The organism is Lachnoclostridium sp. An118, assembly GCF_002160985.1.
Classification (GTDB): Bacteria; Bacillota; Clostridia; order Lachnospirales; family Lachnospiraceae; genus Claveliimonas; species Claveliimonas stercoravium.
The window spans coordinates 77,528-92,988 of the sequence record NZ_NFLQ01000003.1; the positions used below are offsets into that span (position 1 = coordinate 77,528).

Sequence of the window (15,461 nt, forward strand, 5' to 3'; positions counted from 1 at the left end):
CTTTCTCCTCCTCCGGATCCAGTTTCTAATACTTCCGTATGGCGTCCTCGTCCTCCCCGCCGGTCTTCTCCACGGAGCGGATCACCACATAGTATCCTGCATTGTCATTGACCTTCACATACACCCTGTCCCCTGCCCGGTGCTTCATGAGCGCTTTCCCGATAGGGGACTCTATGCTGATCTTCCCGTTCAGGGAGCTGCCCCTGACGGAAGTGACCAGCTTAAAGACCTCCGTCTCGTCGTCATCCTCAAAATAGACCTCCACCTTCTTGTCAAGGCCCACCTCATCGTCCGCCGCGTCGTCCTTCACGATGCGGGCAGTCTTCAGCATCCTCTCCAGATAGCGGATACGGCTCTCATTCTGGTTCTTGTCCTTCTTGGCCGCATGGTACTCAAAATTCTCGCTCAGATCCCCGTGGGACCTGGCCTCCTTCACCGCCTCAATGGCGTTTTTCCTCACAACCAGCTTCCTGTACTCGATTTCCTTTTCAATCTTCTCCACGTCCTGCCTGGTCAGCTGTTCTCTCACTTTGAAAAACATCCTTTCCGGACATACAAGTCCATGTCATGTCCATTATAGCATACTTTCTTTATATGAAAAGGAGGATCACTCCTTCTTTTTCAGCTCATCCAGCACCTCCGGGGGCACATCCTCCAGAAGGTACCTCTTCATCTTCGGAGCCGGGTCGAGATGCAGCGCCCGCAGCTCCTTTTTTGACTCCTGTATCTCCTCCAGCAGGTCCCTGGCCGAGATGCGCCGGGCCCCCTGGCCCATGATGATGATCTGCTCCATCCCGTCGGAGGTGGCCACTGTCACCTGGTGCTCCCTGGCCATGTCGTGGACCGTCTTCTCAATGTACTGGTCCGCTGTCTCCGCCTCCCGGGTGTAGACCACGTGGATGTTGTGGTATTTCTGCACCTCGCCGGGATTTCCGGGCACCTTGTAGGCGTCAAAGACGAGGATCACTGTCATGCGCCTGTAGCCCTGGTAGTCGCAGAGCACATCCATCAGCTTGTTCCTGGCAGCCTCGATATTGTCCTTTGCCAGCTCCTTTAAGTCCTCCCAGGCAAAAATAATGTTGTACCCGTCCACGAGCAGGTACTCTCTCCCACTTTTTTTTGGAGCGCCCTTTGCCCTGTATGCATCCGGGGAGGTGCGGACCGTCCGCTTCCACCCGGCCCGCTTCTGGCCCGCGTTTCCATAGGTCCGGGCAAAGATGGACTTCAGCTCCTCCTCGTCGATGACCTCCGAGTGGATGCGCCTCTTTCGCTCCTCCAGAGCAGTAAGCAGCTCCTCTTCTGGCATTTCCTCCTCAGGGTCCAGCCCTTCCACGTGCATGTACTCCTCCACCTGCTGCCAGGGCACCACAAATCCGGCCCCGTGGGAACAGAATACGGAGGAGGCGGGATTTTCCAGGTCCCCCTCCGGGTCATACCGGGCTGCGCTGATGACCTCCTCCGGGTTGTGGCAGGGCTCGTACCCCTTCAGGCGGCAGGCAAAGCGCCCCCTCCCTCCGGTGTAGGACAGCACCTCCCGCATGTACCCCTGCATGGAAGCCACCGGGGCACTGCCTGTCAGCACCGCCGTCTCCTCCCCCACCGCAGGGGCATCAAACCGGCCGTCCATCCTCTGCACATCGGTCATGGCCCTCCCGATCATCTCCTGGGGCACCTCGATCCTGAACTCATACCAGGGCTCCAGAAGGACAGAGCGGGCCTTCATCAGCCCCTGCCGGACGGCCCGGTAGGTAGCCTGGCGGAAATCTCCGCCCTCGGTGTGCTTCTGGTGGGCCCGGCCGGCAATGAGGGTGATCTTCATATCCGTGATCTGGGCTCCCGTCAGCACTCCCCTGTGCTGCCTCTCTTCCAGGTGGGTCAGGATGAGCCGCTGCCAGTTGATGTCCAGCATATCCCGGCTGCAGGCCGTGTCAAATTCCAGGCCGCTCCCCCGCTCCCCCGGCTCCAGCAGGAGGTGGACCTCCGCATAGTGGCGCAGGGGCTCAAAGTGGCCCACCCCTTCCACAGTGTCCTCTATGGTCTCCTTGTACACGATGCTCCCCTCGTCAAAGGAGACCGCCGCTCCAAACCGCTCCTGTATCAGGGATTTCAGCACATCTATCTGCACCTCCCCCATGATCTGGGTGTGGATTTCTTTTGTCTCCTCCCTCCACACAATGTGGAGCTCCGGTATCTCCTCCTCCAGTGTCTTCAGCTTCAGATAGAGGCCGTGCACATCGCAGGCAGCCGGGGGAAGCACCCGGTAGGTGAGGACCGGCTCCAGCACCGGGAGGACCGAGGCTGTCTCGTATCCAAGCCCCTGGCCGGAATACGTCCCCTCCAGCCCGGTGACAGCGCAGACCACGCCGGGGCCCGCCTCCTGCACGGTCTGAAAACCGTTTCCGGCGTAGATCCGGATCTGGTCCACCTTCTGGCCTGTCCCCCTCTGGCCTGCTCCTTTCTGACCGGTCTCCTTCTGACCGCCCGCTTCCCCTGTACCGGAGTCCGCCATGTACTCGTCCAGGTTCATCTTCACCCGCAGGCATCCCCCGGTCACCTTCAGGTGGGTCAGCCTCTGACCGGAGGCATCCCTTGTGATCTTGTACACCCTGGCGCCAAACTCCTCCGGATACCACGGATATTCCATATAATTTCCCAATCCCTGAAGGAACGCCTCCACTCCCTCCATCTTCAACGCTGAGCCAAAGAAACAGGGAAAAATCCGCCTCTTTCGTATCAGCTCCCGGATGCTCTCCTCGTCCGGGGCCTCTCCCTCCAGGAACCGCTCCAACAGCGCCTCGTCGTGGAGGGCCATCCGCTCATCGAAATCCTCCGGATCCGAGAAGTCCTCGCACTCGTCGGAGAGCCTCTTTTTCATCTCCTCCATGAGCGCCCTCTCATCCGTCCCCTCCTGGTCCATCTTGTTGACAAAGAGGAAGACCGGGATATGATATCTCTCCAGGAGATGCCACAGCGTCTCCACATGCCCCTGGACGCCGTCCGCGCCGCTGATGACAAGGACCGCGTAGTCCAGCACCTGCAGGGTCCGCTCCATCTCCGCCGAGAAATCCACATGCCCCGGCGTGTCCAGGAGGGTCACCTTCTTATCCCCGATGACCGTCTCCGCCTGCTTGGAAAAAATGGTGATCCCCCGGTCCTTTTCCATCTGGTCTGTGTCCAGGAAGGCGTCCCTGTGGTCCACCCGCCCCAGCTTTCGTATCTGGCCCGTGGTGTATAAAATGCCCTCCGCCAGCGTGGTCTTCCCCGCGTCCACGTGGGCTACAAGGCCGACGCAGAGGTGGTCCGCGGGCTCCATACCCGCGCGGTCTGTTCTATTGTCAGACGTATTTTCCATGAAAATACCCCTTTCTGTACTGTAATAATGACTGTATTATCATAGCACAAAAAGGGGTGTAAGTCGATAAAGCGTTGTTTTTCTATCTGCCAAGATATTCAGTGACTACTCCGGCAAACAGCTCCGCGTTTGTCAGGATGGCCGGATGTCCGCCTGTCTTGAACATGTGTACCGTGCCATTTTGTACGATCCTGCTCATCTGCTCGTATTCCTCCTCCATATCCCTGCGGCACATCTCGTCCTCTGCGCTTCCCACAAACAGGACCGGGGTGCGCAAATCCTCCAGCGGCCTGCCAAACAGAGGTATCCTGTCCTCGGCACATTTTGTGAGTGCCTGGGTATTCAGATCCACGACCGCTTCCCAGTCTTCGCCCTGGCACCATTCGTAGAATTGTCTGGCATGAAGGTCCTGTTTGGCCAAAGCTCTTTCTCTCAGCAGATTTTCCGCAAATTCCTCATGTAAGGTTCTGCCGTCAAAACTGTCAGCGACAACCTTGTCTATAAGGTCGGGCCGCTTTAATGCTGTATTGACAGCAACCCAGGCCCCGCCGCTTGTTCCCAGAAGATTTACCTTCTCAAGCTTCAGGTGTTCGATAAGCCCAATGACCTGTTCAGCCTCCTGCTTTTATGGCCTTATTATACATCATCAGCCCGGGAAAGACAGCTTTTTACTCCGTTTTCCCGCCTGGTATCCGCGCGGACCAGAGCACAATGCTGATGAGGCCCATCAGGTACACCAGGAAGCTGACACGCCAGCTGCTGTCTGCCAGAAGGCTTTATCAAATTTTAAAAAGCCAAAAAAATGCGCAGGTCCTGTCTGGACTTACGCATTTTTGCTGCTCAACGTAACTATGTTAGCACCTCATTTGAGAAAAAGTCAAATGGATTTTAAGATCCTTCCGCTTTTCTACTCTCCTCCGTTCAGCAGCGCCTCTTTTTATACGTGCGGAATGCTCCTACATCAGCCCCAGCCCCTTGACGGTCAGAGAGATAAAGTCCTGCACATTGGTCACAATGGTGGTGGCCGAGAGACTTCCCCGGTCCAGCAGCTTGTTCACAACGAACTCATCCGCGTCCACTGTGTAGAGGAAGACAGGCCGCACGGTCCCGTCCTCTGTCGCAGTGTAGGAGGGGGTCATATTTCCCGTGGCGATAGTGTGGAGCATAGTGGCCAGGCAGATGACCGTGGTGGCCTTCTCCACCATGGCCCGCATGGCACTCTGTCCTGCGTAGGCGTCCCCAATTACTTCCGGAAGGGGGCCGTCATCGCGGATGGAGCCGGTGAGCACAAAGGGCACGTCATTTTTCACGCAGCTGTAAATGATGCCGTTGTCAATCCTGTAGTCCTCTATGAACCGGGGGATAGAACCGCTCCTCCTCACCCGGTTCAGCACGTCCAGGTGATTGTAGTGGCCGTTGGGATGGCATTTCTGGGTGTAGATATCCTGTCCCAGGGCCGTGTGGAACATGGCCCCCTCCAGGTCGTGGGTGGCCAGGGCATTTCCGGCCATAAGGCCGTCCACATAGCCGTTGTCGATCATGGCTGACATGGCCTTTCTGGCATCAGCGTCAAAGGAAAAGGCAGGTCCCATGACCCAGACCACATTGCCGTGCTCCCTCTCATACCTCAGCAGCTCAAACAGCCTGTCATAGTCCCTGGCATAGGAGGTCTCCCGGCTTCTCCCCTGCCGGAACACAAACTGGTCCTCCGAGGCATCTCTGGGCTTCTCAAATCCAGTGGTGTGGAGGTAGATCCCCTCCTCCCCTCTCTCCGTCCGGCCCAGTATCACCCGGTCTCCCCTTTTCAGATTCCTGTTCTCAACCACCTTCAGGGTCCCGTCCCTGTCCCAGACCACGCTGGCGTCCATCCTGGACCTTGTCGGGAGCAGCCACTCCCCGTTCAGCTTAAAATATTCCGGGTACATGGACGTGCTGTGATAAGCTTCCGGCGCCACGCCGTCCTTCTCCACTACCTCCCAGCGGGCGTCCGGCGCGTTTTTCAGCTCCTCCGCGGAAAAATCCGGGGCCTCGTATCCTGGCATCTTAAACATCTGCATCGCTCTCCTTCTCCCACACTTCCTGTCGTCTGTCCTGCTCTCCCCGCCGCATCCCCTTTGCCTGCATCAGCGTCCGGTCAGCTTCGGCTGTACACGCAGCGGCCTCCTATATAGGTCTGGTCCACCTGCACCTGGTCGATTTCCTCAGCGGGGATCTCCAGTATATCCCGGTCCAGCACGAGGAAATCTGCCTTGTATCCCTCTCTCAGCTGCCCCAGCCTGTCAAATCCCACCATGTCGGCGGACTCCTTTGTGTAGAGGATGACAGCCGTCTCTACGTCCACCGCCTGGTCCTTCCCGCAGTCTGTCCCGTCCCAGGCCCGGCGGGTCACCGCCCCCTTGATGTTGGGGAAGGGGTCTGAGGGAACAGCCCAGGACGTGGCCGGCGCATCTGTGGAAAAGCAGAGCTTCACGCCGCTGTCCAGCAGATCTCTCACAGGGTAGCATCTCTTCATCCACTCCTGCCCCAGGTTGTTCAGGTAGCTCTCGATCTCCGCATACATGAAAATGGGCTGGGTGACAAAGCCGATGCCTTTTTCCGCCGCCTTGCGCACGCTGTCCTTTGCGGGGTCTGTGATGTGCTCCACCCGCACATAGGGCTCCGGCCCATCGTTCCATTTTTCCTCACGGGCCGCCCGGTCCACCACTCTCGCAATGGCCCTTGTGCCCATGGCGTGCATGGAGAGCTGGCAGTGTTTTTCCTTGCAGAACTGAATGGCCGTCTCCATCTGCCTGTCGCTGCACACGGAAATCCCGCAGGAGTCCGTTCCCAGATAGGGCTCCGCCATCCAGGCGGTCCGGCCGGACACGCTGCCGTCCCCTATGAGCTTGAGACCGGAGACAAATATCTGCTGTCCCCTGTCAAAGCGCTCCCCGGGAATACAAAAGTCCGGGTCATCCATAAAGAAATCCCACATGTAGTACACGCCCACCTCCTGGAGGAAGCCTTGCTCCGCCGCCTCCCGGTAGAGGGGATAGTTGTCCCCGCTGTCCAGATTTCCCATGTCCGTCACAGCCACAATGCCCTGGGATGTGAGGAGCCGGCCCAGCTCGACCAGGCTCTCCACCTTCTCCTCCCGCTCCGGCACAGGCATAAAAGGCGTCACGAGATTTCTGGCATTTTCCTTCAGCACCCCTGTAGGCTCTCCCTTTTCATCTCTCTCGATCTCTCCGCCCTCCGGGTCCGGCGTGTTCCGGTCTATGCCCGCCAGCTCAAGGGCCCTGCTGTTCACGCACCGGATGTGCCCGCATGTGCGGATGATGGACACCGGCGCGTCGCTGCAGCCCCGGTCCAGGTCCCAGCGGGTGATAGAGCGCTTCTCCGCAAACTTGCCCTCATCGTACCCCCAGCCCTGGATCCAACCGTCCGGCCCCTGCTCCTCTCTCTTCTGCCTGATGGCCTGTACAAGCTCCTCAATAGAGTGGATCTTCGGCGGCAGGGCTGATATCTGTCTGCTGAAGTCCGCCAGCATGACAGGGTGCATGTGGGCGTCCACAAATCCCGGAAGTACCCGGCGGCCCCCAAGGTCCACCCGGGCGCATCCCGCAGGAGCCGCCTCCTCCACTTCCTCTCTCGTCCCCACCTTCCGGACCAGACCGCCCTCCACGAGCATGGCCTCCCCGTACAGGCTGTCCCTGTCCGATGTGAAAATCTTCCCGTTTTCATAGATACAATTGTCCATTGACTCACTACACCTCCAGGCGGCAAGAGACAAAGGGCTCTTACCGCATAATAAAAAAACAGGCACTTCACTCAAAGCTGAAGCACCATTGCTATGTCCTACAGATAACTATACTCTCTTTCACCGGGGCGTGTCAATATTTTCAAAAAAACGGCCTCTCACCTCAGGTGAAAGCGCCGTTTTCAATCTCTATGTTCGATCACTTTTCAATGGCTGCCCGTTTTACTGCAAGGCCAGGTCTCCGTCCTTCACCCACCCCAGCCGGCGGCATACCTGATTGATGGCAGGGGCCAGTATGGCGGGGAGCACAAAGGAGATCAGGATGAGCCCTATCCAGTCGAAGGCGGAGGGGGACATGGCCGCAGCCCCGTTTGCGAGAGCCGTCTCGCTGGGGGCGATCCAGCCGGTCCAGACGCCCAGCTGGCCGCACAGTCCGCAGGTTCCCATGCCGGAGTTGATGGCATCGCCGTTCATCTGCAGCCGGAAGACGCAGGTGGCGATGGGGCCGGTTATAGCCGATGCCACTGTGGGGGCGATCCAGATGCGGGGATTTCTGACAATATTGGGCATCTGCAGCATGGAGGTGCCAAGCCCCTGGCTCACCAGGCCGCCCAGGCCGTTCTCCTTGAAGCTCATGACCGCAAAGCCCACCATCTGGGCACAGCAGCCCGCCACTGCAGCTCCTCCCGCAAGACCTGTCAGTCCAAGGACAGAGCAGATAGCCGCGGAGGAGATGGGCAGCGTCAGCGCCACTCCCACCAGCACGGACACTACAACGCCCATCAGGAAGGGCTGCAGTTCCGTGGCCTGCATGATGAGCTGGCCAAAGGCGCTGGCCGCAAGGCCGATAGGCGGCGCGATGACCCAGGCGGAGCCGATGCCCACCAAGGTGGTGACAATGGGCGTCACCAGAATGTCGATCTTCGTCTCCTTGCTGACCGCTTTTCCCACCTCGGCAGCGATGATAGCCACAAAGAGGACCGCCAGCGGCCCTCCGGCCTGTCCAAGAGCATTGCAGGCATAGCCTACTGTCGCCAGTGAAAACAGTACCAGCGGCGGCGCCTGCAGGGCATAACCGATGGCCACGGCCATGGCAGCTCCGCTCATAAAGGAGGCCATGCCTCCGATGGTATAGCCCACACCGTTGATGGTGATGAGCTGGGCCGTGAGAAAGCCGACATGGAACTGACTTCCGATGGTATTCAGGATCGTGCCGATGAGCAGAGAGCAGAACAGTCCCTGGGCCATGGCGCCCAGGGCGTCTATGCCGTAACGCCTGGCAGAGATGACGATATTTTTCCGTTTCAGAAAGGCTTTTACATTTTCCATAGCAAAACCAAACTCCCATTCCTTAATATATAGTAAAGTACACATGTGTCTTGACACATGTGTACTTTACTATACTGCTATATGGAAGGCTTGTCAATCCTTTCCTGCCATGGAGCTTTACTTTTTATCTCTCCAGGGCAGAGCGTCCTCTGCCTTAGCATAGTCTCATTCCCTCCCAGACACGGCCGGATCCTGCCCTGACGGGCGCTATGCCACTATTTTCGCATAGCGCCCGCTTTCCAGCACCTCCATCATACATGTATAGGGAGAAAGACTCCCATCCGCGACCATGGCGAAAAGCCTGGGCGTCACCCCGGAAATCAGCGCAGCCCCCTGTTCATTCATGGTAACAGGCTGATGGCGGTTTCTGCTGGCAACATTCCAGAAAACGATCTCCGGAAGCCTGTAGCCGTGCGCTTCATAGTTTTTTCTGGCATGTTCAAAGTTTGTCTCCGAGGCGTTGCTGACACAGAAGTTAAATTCCATATCCGAGATGATGATCAGCTTTGCCGGCAGGTCTGCCTGGCTGACGTGATATTTCACTGCCGTCTCCAGGAGCAGGTCAAATACCGCCTCCAGATCTGTGCTGGCCACCTGGCTAAAGCTCGCGACATAGCGGAGCCGGTCCACAAAGGTTTCCCCCTTGACCTCGATCAGCTGCGGCGTGTCAGAAAACTCGATGAAATGATTTCTGAACACGCCCCTGTTGTGTTCCGCAAAATACAGGCCAAGGGACAGGGCCACTGCCGCTGGCAGGGGCTTGCCGGCAAAATACATGGAGCCGGAGGTGTCAATGACTGCAAGGGCATTGTCCTTCCCACCAAAGTCAGGCATCGCCTCCCAGGTGGCGTTCAGTGCGGCCTTCTCCTCCGGCGAAAGCTCTCTGAGAAAGGACTCCCGGCCGGGGCGCCGGTTCTCCCAGGAAAGGAACGGCTCCACCAGCTCGTAGGGAGACACGTTGTCCGCATGCATCCTGGACTTGCCGGAAGCTGCTTTCGAGAGAAACGCGCCGTATCTCTCCCCGTCGTTCCTGATGAACGCCTGTCTGTATTTGAACAGCGCTCTGGAGGGCTGTTTTTCATAGTCAAAGGTATACTCCCGCTCCCGGAGATCATTCTCGATGATATGTATCCGCCTGCGCAGGGCCGAGACCGCCTTCCGGTATGACACCTCGCTCATGCCAAAGGCCCTGGCCACCTTTTTGGCATTGCGGATCGTCTGCCTGTTGGACGCGTTTACAGAAGGGAGCCATTTCCCAAGCAGAGAGACATGTTCACCAGCAGCGAGACGTCTCATGTCCTCGTCGAACTGCCTTTTGAGAAGGGCAAGCATTTCCGGTTCACAGGATGTGTCCATCAGTGCAAGCAGGTCGTCAAAGCGGCCGTACTCTGCCACATATTGGATATTCTTTTTCACGGAACCCGGCTCATTTTGGGCAAGCCATGAAAAGATCGTTCGAAAGACCTGCCGCTCGCCCAGGCCCCCTCTGATATCCCTGGCAAAGAAGAGAATTTTCATCGCCGTATCCGCATTTTCGGTATACGCGCGCAGGAATCGGGCTGTGATCTCCTCATCACTCTCCCGCCTGAGCGCGCCGATGGACGCAAAAAGGTCCAGGCAGTCAGAACCGCTTGTGGCGTATGCGGCCCCGCCGTTTTCAGTCTCAGTCCTGTTGGCTTCCCGCCTGATATACTCCAGCATGGCTTCTCTCCTCTTCCTTTCATTCTTTTAGACAAGGCACCATGTAAACTGGGGCGCTGCCCCGCATTGGGTAATCTTTATCACCCTTTTCAGCTTGATCCGAAATTTCCACATCCCTTTGCTGTGGGTGCCTTTTTGTGGGATCTTTTGTTTACAATGCCATTGTACTTCCCTTCTATCCGTTTATCACGGAAAAAAAGCTGCGAACCTCAAAGTCCACAGCTCTTCTGATCTGCCAGCCTCTGTTTTATCAGCCCCACAAATCGCCGAGGCTCCGTCACCCTGACCATAGGGCCAAAGGACAGCACCCGGATCACCATCTCTGTCTCATCCTCTCTGTCATAGTACACGGTGACCCGATATCTGTCATCCGCTGTTCTCTCCGCCTGCTTCCGGAAATGCGCAAAATGCATCAGGGCCCGCTCCAGGGCGTTCCGCTCATCCACCAGCTCGAACACTACTCTCTTCTGCCTTCCCCTCTGTCCGGCCGGTCCGGGCTCCCGACGGTATTTTCCGGGCTCCTCTGAGGGCCGGCAGCTGATGATCCTTCCCAGGTTGATGGTACTTGCATAATGCCCCTCCTTCCCGGTCAGCCGGAATTTGTCGTCCTTCTCCGAGTATTCCAGGCGCTCCGGCAGGATCCTCACCGCCAGGAGCTCCCCCTTTCCGCTGGCCATCTCTATGTGCAGCGGATATTTTTTTCTGACCGCGTCCAGGACCAGGCGGAAATTCGCTATGTAGGTCTCATCCTCATAGGGATCGCCATCGCTGTACTTGTCAAAGACAAGGATGTCCTCCGGCCGGAAGAGAGGCGCCGCCTCCGGGAAGTCGAAGGTAAGATCACCGAACAGACGGATGCGGGGATCCATGGCGATCGATTTCAGCCACCGTCGCTGCAGCATCGTCAGCGGCATATCCGGCCTCCTCCGTATAGGAGTTGTCCCGTCCGTTCTTATGAGCTGCCATCTCTCCTCTTTCAGCGCCGGGAGGATATGCAGGGCGCTCTCCCCGAACGCGTTCTTACCGACAATCCTCCGCAGCTCACTGTCCGTGAGGGGATGGCTGACAGCCGCTGCTAGCACAGCCGCCACCGTATTGTAGTAGGCGCTGTACAGTTCACTAAATATCATTTGTCTCACCGCCTTCCAGTCCATAGAGCTCATACATAGCCCTGATATCATCCCTGAACTGCTCCTCCAGCTCCCGGTCAGAAATGTGGATGCTGACGATCCGGCAGATAAATGTGCGGATCCAGGGGACCATTTCACTGGCGTCATATACATCCGCGGTAAAGCGGCTTGTATTTCTGTCCAGATGCTCCACCCTGCCAATCCGTTTTTCCCGCTCCAGACGCCTGGGAATATGCGGCTCATTGTCCCCGTACCGGATCGTAAACTCCACATGCTCCATGGGCCGGCCGGGCCGGCCCTGTGTGCTGACGCCCCACATATGCGGGAGCATCCTCTCCAGCTCCGCCCACATTTCCTCAAAGTGCTCCTCAACCTTATCCGGCTTTACGGAAATCAGGTGATCGATACGGAAAGAGGTGATCCTCCTGAATGGAATGGAATAGGCCATCAGGTACTGTCTGCCGTTCTGTACACTGACCATCACCCGCAGAGGTACCACATGATCATCCGTGACCCGCCCGGTATGGCGGTTCATGTTCTCCAGGATAATGCGCCTCTTCTCTCCCATGGCTGCAAATATTTCGCAGAGGATCTCGCTGTCCATCGCGCTGGTGATATAGTGATGCTTAAACGCCAGATGGTCCTCGTTCTCATCCAGCTTGTCAAGCAGGAAGGACCCTATGACGCCGCAGGGAGCTTCCTCAGAGAAAAAGTCCAGTGTATCCTTATCCAGCACACAGTCTGTCCGGGCCCGCCTGTACACCAGCTGTCTCCCTTTTTTCTCCGCCTCTATGATCCCCTCTTTCACATACTCCTTCAGCTTTTTCCTCACAGTAGACTCATCATATGTCCTGGGCATGCGAAACCCGGAGAGATATCCGTCAATCCGCTCCATTATTTCCCCCAGCGTCATGCTCACCTCAGAGTCACAGAGGATATCAAAAATAATAAAGTGGAGGGTAATGTCGCCGTCGGTAAAGCTCTTTGCCTTCCAGCCATTATACAGGGGATTGTGGCTGCACATACGGCTGTCCACAGAGATGAAAACGTTTTTTCCCTTCGGAGTCTGGCGGAACTGCATGTAGTCCCCGAGCCAGCTCTCCAGGCGGCGCCTCTCGTCGTCGTAGGAACGGGCGCTCTTCTGGGTATACTCATCCCTGTTCTTGAAGCCGTAGACATAGAATTCCCGCATATAGTCGCGGATGCGGTTGAAGTTTTTTATAAGTTCGCTGTAAGCCATGGGGTCACCTCCGCAATTAGACATAATACTGCCTCACCCAGGCATCATTTTCCTCGCTGACGCTTCTGGCAGCAGGATGAAATCCTCGGGCAACCGACAGTACACTTCTGAATAAAACATGTCCAAAACACAAAAACTGCCTGCGCATATATGAAATGATTTTAGATCTATTTGAAAAATCCCGGAAGCCGAAGCTTCCGGGATAAGAACTCTTTGTAATCGTACGTATATGATTTGATTAACGTTTGGAGAACTGGGGAGCGCGACGAGCGGCCTTGAGACCGTACTGCGCTCGTTTTTGAGCCGTTTTTCCTTGGTATTTCGGGCTTTTCCGGACTTTTCGCTGTTCAGTTATCCTATGTGGTAACCACGGAAAATGGCTGTTTTTCAATCAGCAGCGTTCTGATGAAAAGCACCGTTTACTACACTGAACAACTCCTCTGGCTTATTATACTTGACCTTAGCATAGATGTCCATAGTTGTTTTGCTGTTTTCATGTCCTGCAAGATACTGAACCGTCTTGGGATCAACTCCGGCATAAAGCAGGTTCGTGATGTATGTGTGCCGGAGCTGGTGTGGGGTCACATCAAAATCCAGCGTATATTTGATTTTGGGTTGATTCCTCTGTGTCATGCCCAGCGTTGGTGTAACCGTGTACTTGATGCTCTGCCCATTCACATACTTATAGTAGTTGCGCGGCTTGGTAGACCGAACAACTACATACTGCCATACCCTTTGAAATTGCGATGCAGCTAACGGCTGTCCTTCGCTATCCGAAATCACATAGTCCGACTTTGATGCTGTTTTGGCTTCACGCAGGCAGTCCACCAAGCACTTGGGAATCGGAATATCCCTTTTAGCCGCCTTGGTCTTTAGAACAGTGGAAATCACGGGTCTGTTATGTTCCGTGCGCCATGCTCGCCTTACCGAGATATAGGGAGTAGACTCGTCCAGGAATACACAGTCCCATTGCAGCGCAAGGATTTCTTCCCGGCGCAGACCGGAATATAACCCAAGCATAATGAACAAGTAGGGAGGAAGCTCCCTGACCGTATCCAGAAGCACTTCTACCTGCTGATCTGTCAATGCCTCCCTCTTTTTCGCTGGCTTTCCGCCCTTTCCCGATATTCCTACACAGGGGTTATGCTCAAGTATCTGGCTGCGCTCTGCCGAGTAGAAAATACACTTGAGAAGCATATTTACTGTGCTGTATAACCCCTCCGATTTTTTTGACAGCGGTACAAGCGCCAGCCGAATATCATCTGCGGTCACTTCTTCCATATACATCTCACCCAAAGGCTTAATGATATAGTTCTTCATGTCAGCAGTATATCCTCTCAATGTAGAAGCAGATACCTTTGCCGACTGCATCAGCAGCCACTTCTGACAATACTCGGCCACTGTCGGATGCTGCCGACGAAAGATGATCTCCTCCACCTGTCGCCGCGCTTCTAATTGCTTCTCATATAATTCTTCGCAAGTAGCAGCATACAAACTCACCTGCTTGCCATCTGCGTCCATGATCCGGGTTCTGTAATACTGGATTCCTTTTTGCATAATGGTTCCGTACTGCGGAACCTCTGTTTTCATTTTCGCCATCTTTGACCTTCCTTTCCTGATAACGTGCAGTTTCCGTATCTACACTCTCTTTTTATCAGAAAGTACAGACTTAATCAAAGATACGGCCTATGTAAAGCAAAGAGCGAGACATCCTTGCCTCGCTCCTGCTTCGTTTTCGCGTTTGTTATTTTATGCTCACACTGAATCCCATTGCGAAAATGCGTTACCCATCGTTCTGACCAGCTCATCCGGCCTGTTGTATTTGACCTTTGCGTAAATGTCCATGGTAATTTTGCTGCTTTCATGGCCTGCCAGGTATTGCACCGTTTTGGGGTCTACCGACGAATGAATCAGATTCGTGATGTAGGTGTGTCGCAACTGATGCGGTGTTACTTCAAAGTCCAGGCTGTAAACAACATTACCGTTATGCGCCGCCTTTTCTCCAAGAACAGGTGTGACCGTATGCTTTACCCGCTTTCCATCCTCATATCGGTAGTAGGACCGTTCCTTGACTGTTCTGGTGACAACATACTGCCACAGCCGCTTAAACTGCGTATAGGACAGCGGATCGCCGTCCCGGTTCGGCACCACATACTCCGAAGTCGAATTTTCCTTTGTCTCTTTCAGGCACTCAGCCAAACAGGTCGGCAGTGGAATATTTCGCTCGGCAGCCTTCGTTTTTAATTCTTCCAGAATCACCGGCCTGTTGTTTTCTGTATGCCATGCTCTCCGCACTGTTAAATAAGGAAAGTTTCCATCAAGATAGACCGAATCCCATTTCAGGGCGAGGATTTCTTCCCGCCGCAAGCCTGCGTACAATCCAAGCATCACAAACACATAGGTTGGCAGTCCTTCCACCGCATCCAATAAGCGCTCGACCTGCTCGTCTGTCAGCGCCGCTTTATCTTTCTGCGGAACGCCGCCACCCTTTGTCGTTAGATAGATCGTCGGGTTATTATCTATAATCCGGCTTTCCTTTGCTGCACGGAAAATAGATTTATACAGGATCACGACCGACTTATATACCGATGCAGATTTTTTTGAAACAGAGACAAGTGCAAGCTGAATATCATCCAGGCTGACCTCTCCCATCCGCTTATCACCTAATTCCGCAATGATATGACGCCGTACCTTTGAGGTATAGTCCGTCAAAGTCGTGGTACGAACATGAACAGACTGCATCAACAGCCATTTCTCACAATACTCTGCAACCGTGGGTGTTTTTCGATGAAATGTGGCGTTCTCAATCTGCTCCAACGCAATCGTTTCCTTATTATAAAGTTCTTCGGGCGTTCTTGCATAAAGGGCAACGAGTTTTCCATCTGCATCTTTGATTCTTGTTCTGTAATACAGGACACCTTTTTTTATAACCGTTCCATATTCAGGAATTATCATTTTCCTTTTTGCCAA

The 15,461-nt window shown here is 55.2% G+C and carries 11 protein-coding genes; all 11 read right to left on the reverse strand.

Annotation, left to right across the window (positions count from 1 at the left end; all coding sequences use genetic code 11):
- Positions 1 to 25 precede the first annotated feature (25 nt).
- The 11 genes from greA to B5E62_RS03410 all read right to left on the reverse strand — a co-directional run bounded on the left by greA (position 26) and on the right by B5E62_RS03410 (position 15,461).
- Positions 26 to 529 carry a transcription elongation factor GreA gene (greA, locus tag B5E62_RS03360; RefSeq protein WP_087173424.1) on the reverse strand — a complete coding sequence of 168 codons (504 nt, stop codon included), beginning with the start codon at positions 527 to 529 and terminating at the stop codon, positions 26 to 28.
- A gap of 78 nt (positions 530 to 607) precedes the next feature.
- Positions 608 to 3,352 (reverse strand): translation factor GTPase family protein, encoded by a 2,745-nt coding sequence (locus B5E62_RS03365; RefSeq protein ID WP_242957699.1) that lies wholly within the window; start codon positions 3,350 to 3,352, stop codon positions 608 to 610.
- Between the two features lie 82 nt (positions 3,353 to 3,434).
- On the reverse strand, positions 3,435 to 3,956 hold the full coding sequence (locus B5E62_RS17470; RefSeq protein WP_143468795.1) for an alpha/beta fold hydrolase: 522 nt from the start codon (positions 3,954 to 3,956) through the stop codon (positions 3,435 to 3,437).
- 352 nt (positions 3,957 to 4,308) lie between these two features.
- On the reverse strand, positions 4,309 to 5,409 hold the full coding sequence (locus B5E62_RS03375) for an ornithine cyclodeaminase family domain (protein ID WP_334293342.1): 1,101 nt from the start codon (positions 5,407 to 5,409) through the stop codon (positions 4,309 to 4,311).
- Between the two features lie 77 nt (positions 5,410 to 5,486).
- Entirely contained in the window at positions 5,487 to 7,091 is a 1,605-nt protein-coding gene (locus B5E62_RS03380; protein WP_087173331.1) for an amidohydrolase, read from the reverse strand.
- A 222-nt stretch (positions 7,092 to 7,313) separates the two neighbouring features.
- On the reverse strand, positions 7,314 to 8,420 hold the full coding sequence (locus tag B5E62_RS03385) for a PTS transporter subunit IIC (protein ID WP_087173332.1): 1,107 nt from the start codon (positions 8,418 to 8,420) through the stop codon (positions 7,314 to 7,316).
- A 207-nt stretch (positions 8,421 to 8,627) separates the two neighbouring features.
- On the reverse strand, positions 8,628 to 10,121 hold the full coding sequence (locus tag B5E62_RS03390) for a DUF2828 family protein (protein ID WP_087173333.1): 1,494 nt from the start codon (positions 10,119 to 10,121) through the stop codon (positions 8,628 to 8,630).
- Between the two features lie 209 nt (positions 10,122 to 10,330).
- Positions 10,331 to 11,251, reverse strand: coding sequence for a WYL domain-containing protein (locus B5E62_RS03395; protein ID WP_087173334.1), 921 nt, complete (start codon positions 11,249 to 11,251; stop codon positions 10,331 to 10,333).
- Positions 11,241 to 12,515: a WYL domain-containing transcriptional regulator gene (locus B5E62_RS03400; RefSeq protein ID WP_242957700.1), complete on the reverse strand. Its 1,275-nt coding sequence runs from the start codon at positions 12,513 to 12,515 to the stop codon at positions 11,241 to 11,243. Before B5E62_RS03400 ends, B5E62_RS03395 begins: the two co-directional genes overlap by 11 nt.
- 363 nt (positions 12,516 to 12,878) lie before the next feature.
- A complete protein-coding gene (locus B5E62_RS03405) occupies positions 12,879 to 14,090 on the reverse strand; it encodes a tyrosine-type recombinase/integrase (protein WP_016147202.1) in 1,212 nt (403 codons plus the stop codon).
- Between the two features lie 156 nt (positions 14,091 to 14,246).
- Complete coding sequence (locus B5E62_RS03410) at positions 14,247 to 15,461, reverse strand: tyrosine-type recombinase/integrase (RefSeq protein ID WP_016147203.1); 1,215 nt, start codon at positions 15,459 to 15,461, stop codon at positions 14,247 to 14,249.

Excerpts from the sequence above, each read along its gene's own strand:
- B5E62_RS03385 (WP_087173332.1), bottom strand. The coding sequence starts at position 8,420 with ATGGAAAATGTAAAAGCCTTTCTGAAACGGAAAAATATCGTCATCTCT.
- B5E62_RS03405 (WP_016147202.1), bottom strand. The coding sequence starts at position 14,090 with ATGGCGAAAATGAAAACAGAGGTTCCGCAGTACGGAACCATTATGCAA.
- B5E62_RS03375 (WP_334293342.1), bottom strand. The coding sequence starts at position 5,409 with ATGCAGATGTTTAAGATGCCAGGATACGAGGCCCCGGATTTTTCCGCG.
- B5E62_RS03400 (WP_242957700.1), bottom strand. The coding sequence starts at position 12,515 with ATGTCTAATTGCGGAGGTGACCCCATGGCTTACAGCGAACTTATAAAA.
- B5E62_RS03395 (WP_087173334.1), bottom strand. The coding sequence starts at position 11,251 with ATGATATTTAGTGAACTGTACAGCGCCTACTACAATACGGTGGCGGCT.
- B5E62_RS03380 (WP_087173331.1), bottom strand. The coding sequence starts at position 7,091 with ATGGACAATTGTATCTATGAAAACGGGAAGATTTTCACATCGGACAGG.
- B5E62_RS03365 (WP_242957699.1), bottom strand. The coding sequence starts at position 3,352 with ATGGAAAATACGTCTGACAATAGAACAGACCGCGCGGGTATGGAGCCC.
- B5E62_RS03390 (WP_087173333.1), bottom strand. The coding sequence starts at position 10,121 with ATGCTGGAGTATATCAGGCGGGAAGCCAACAGGACTGAGACTGAAAAC.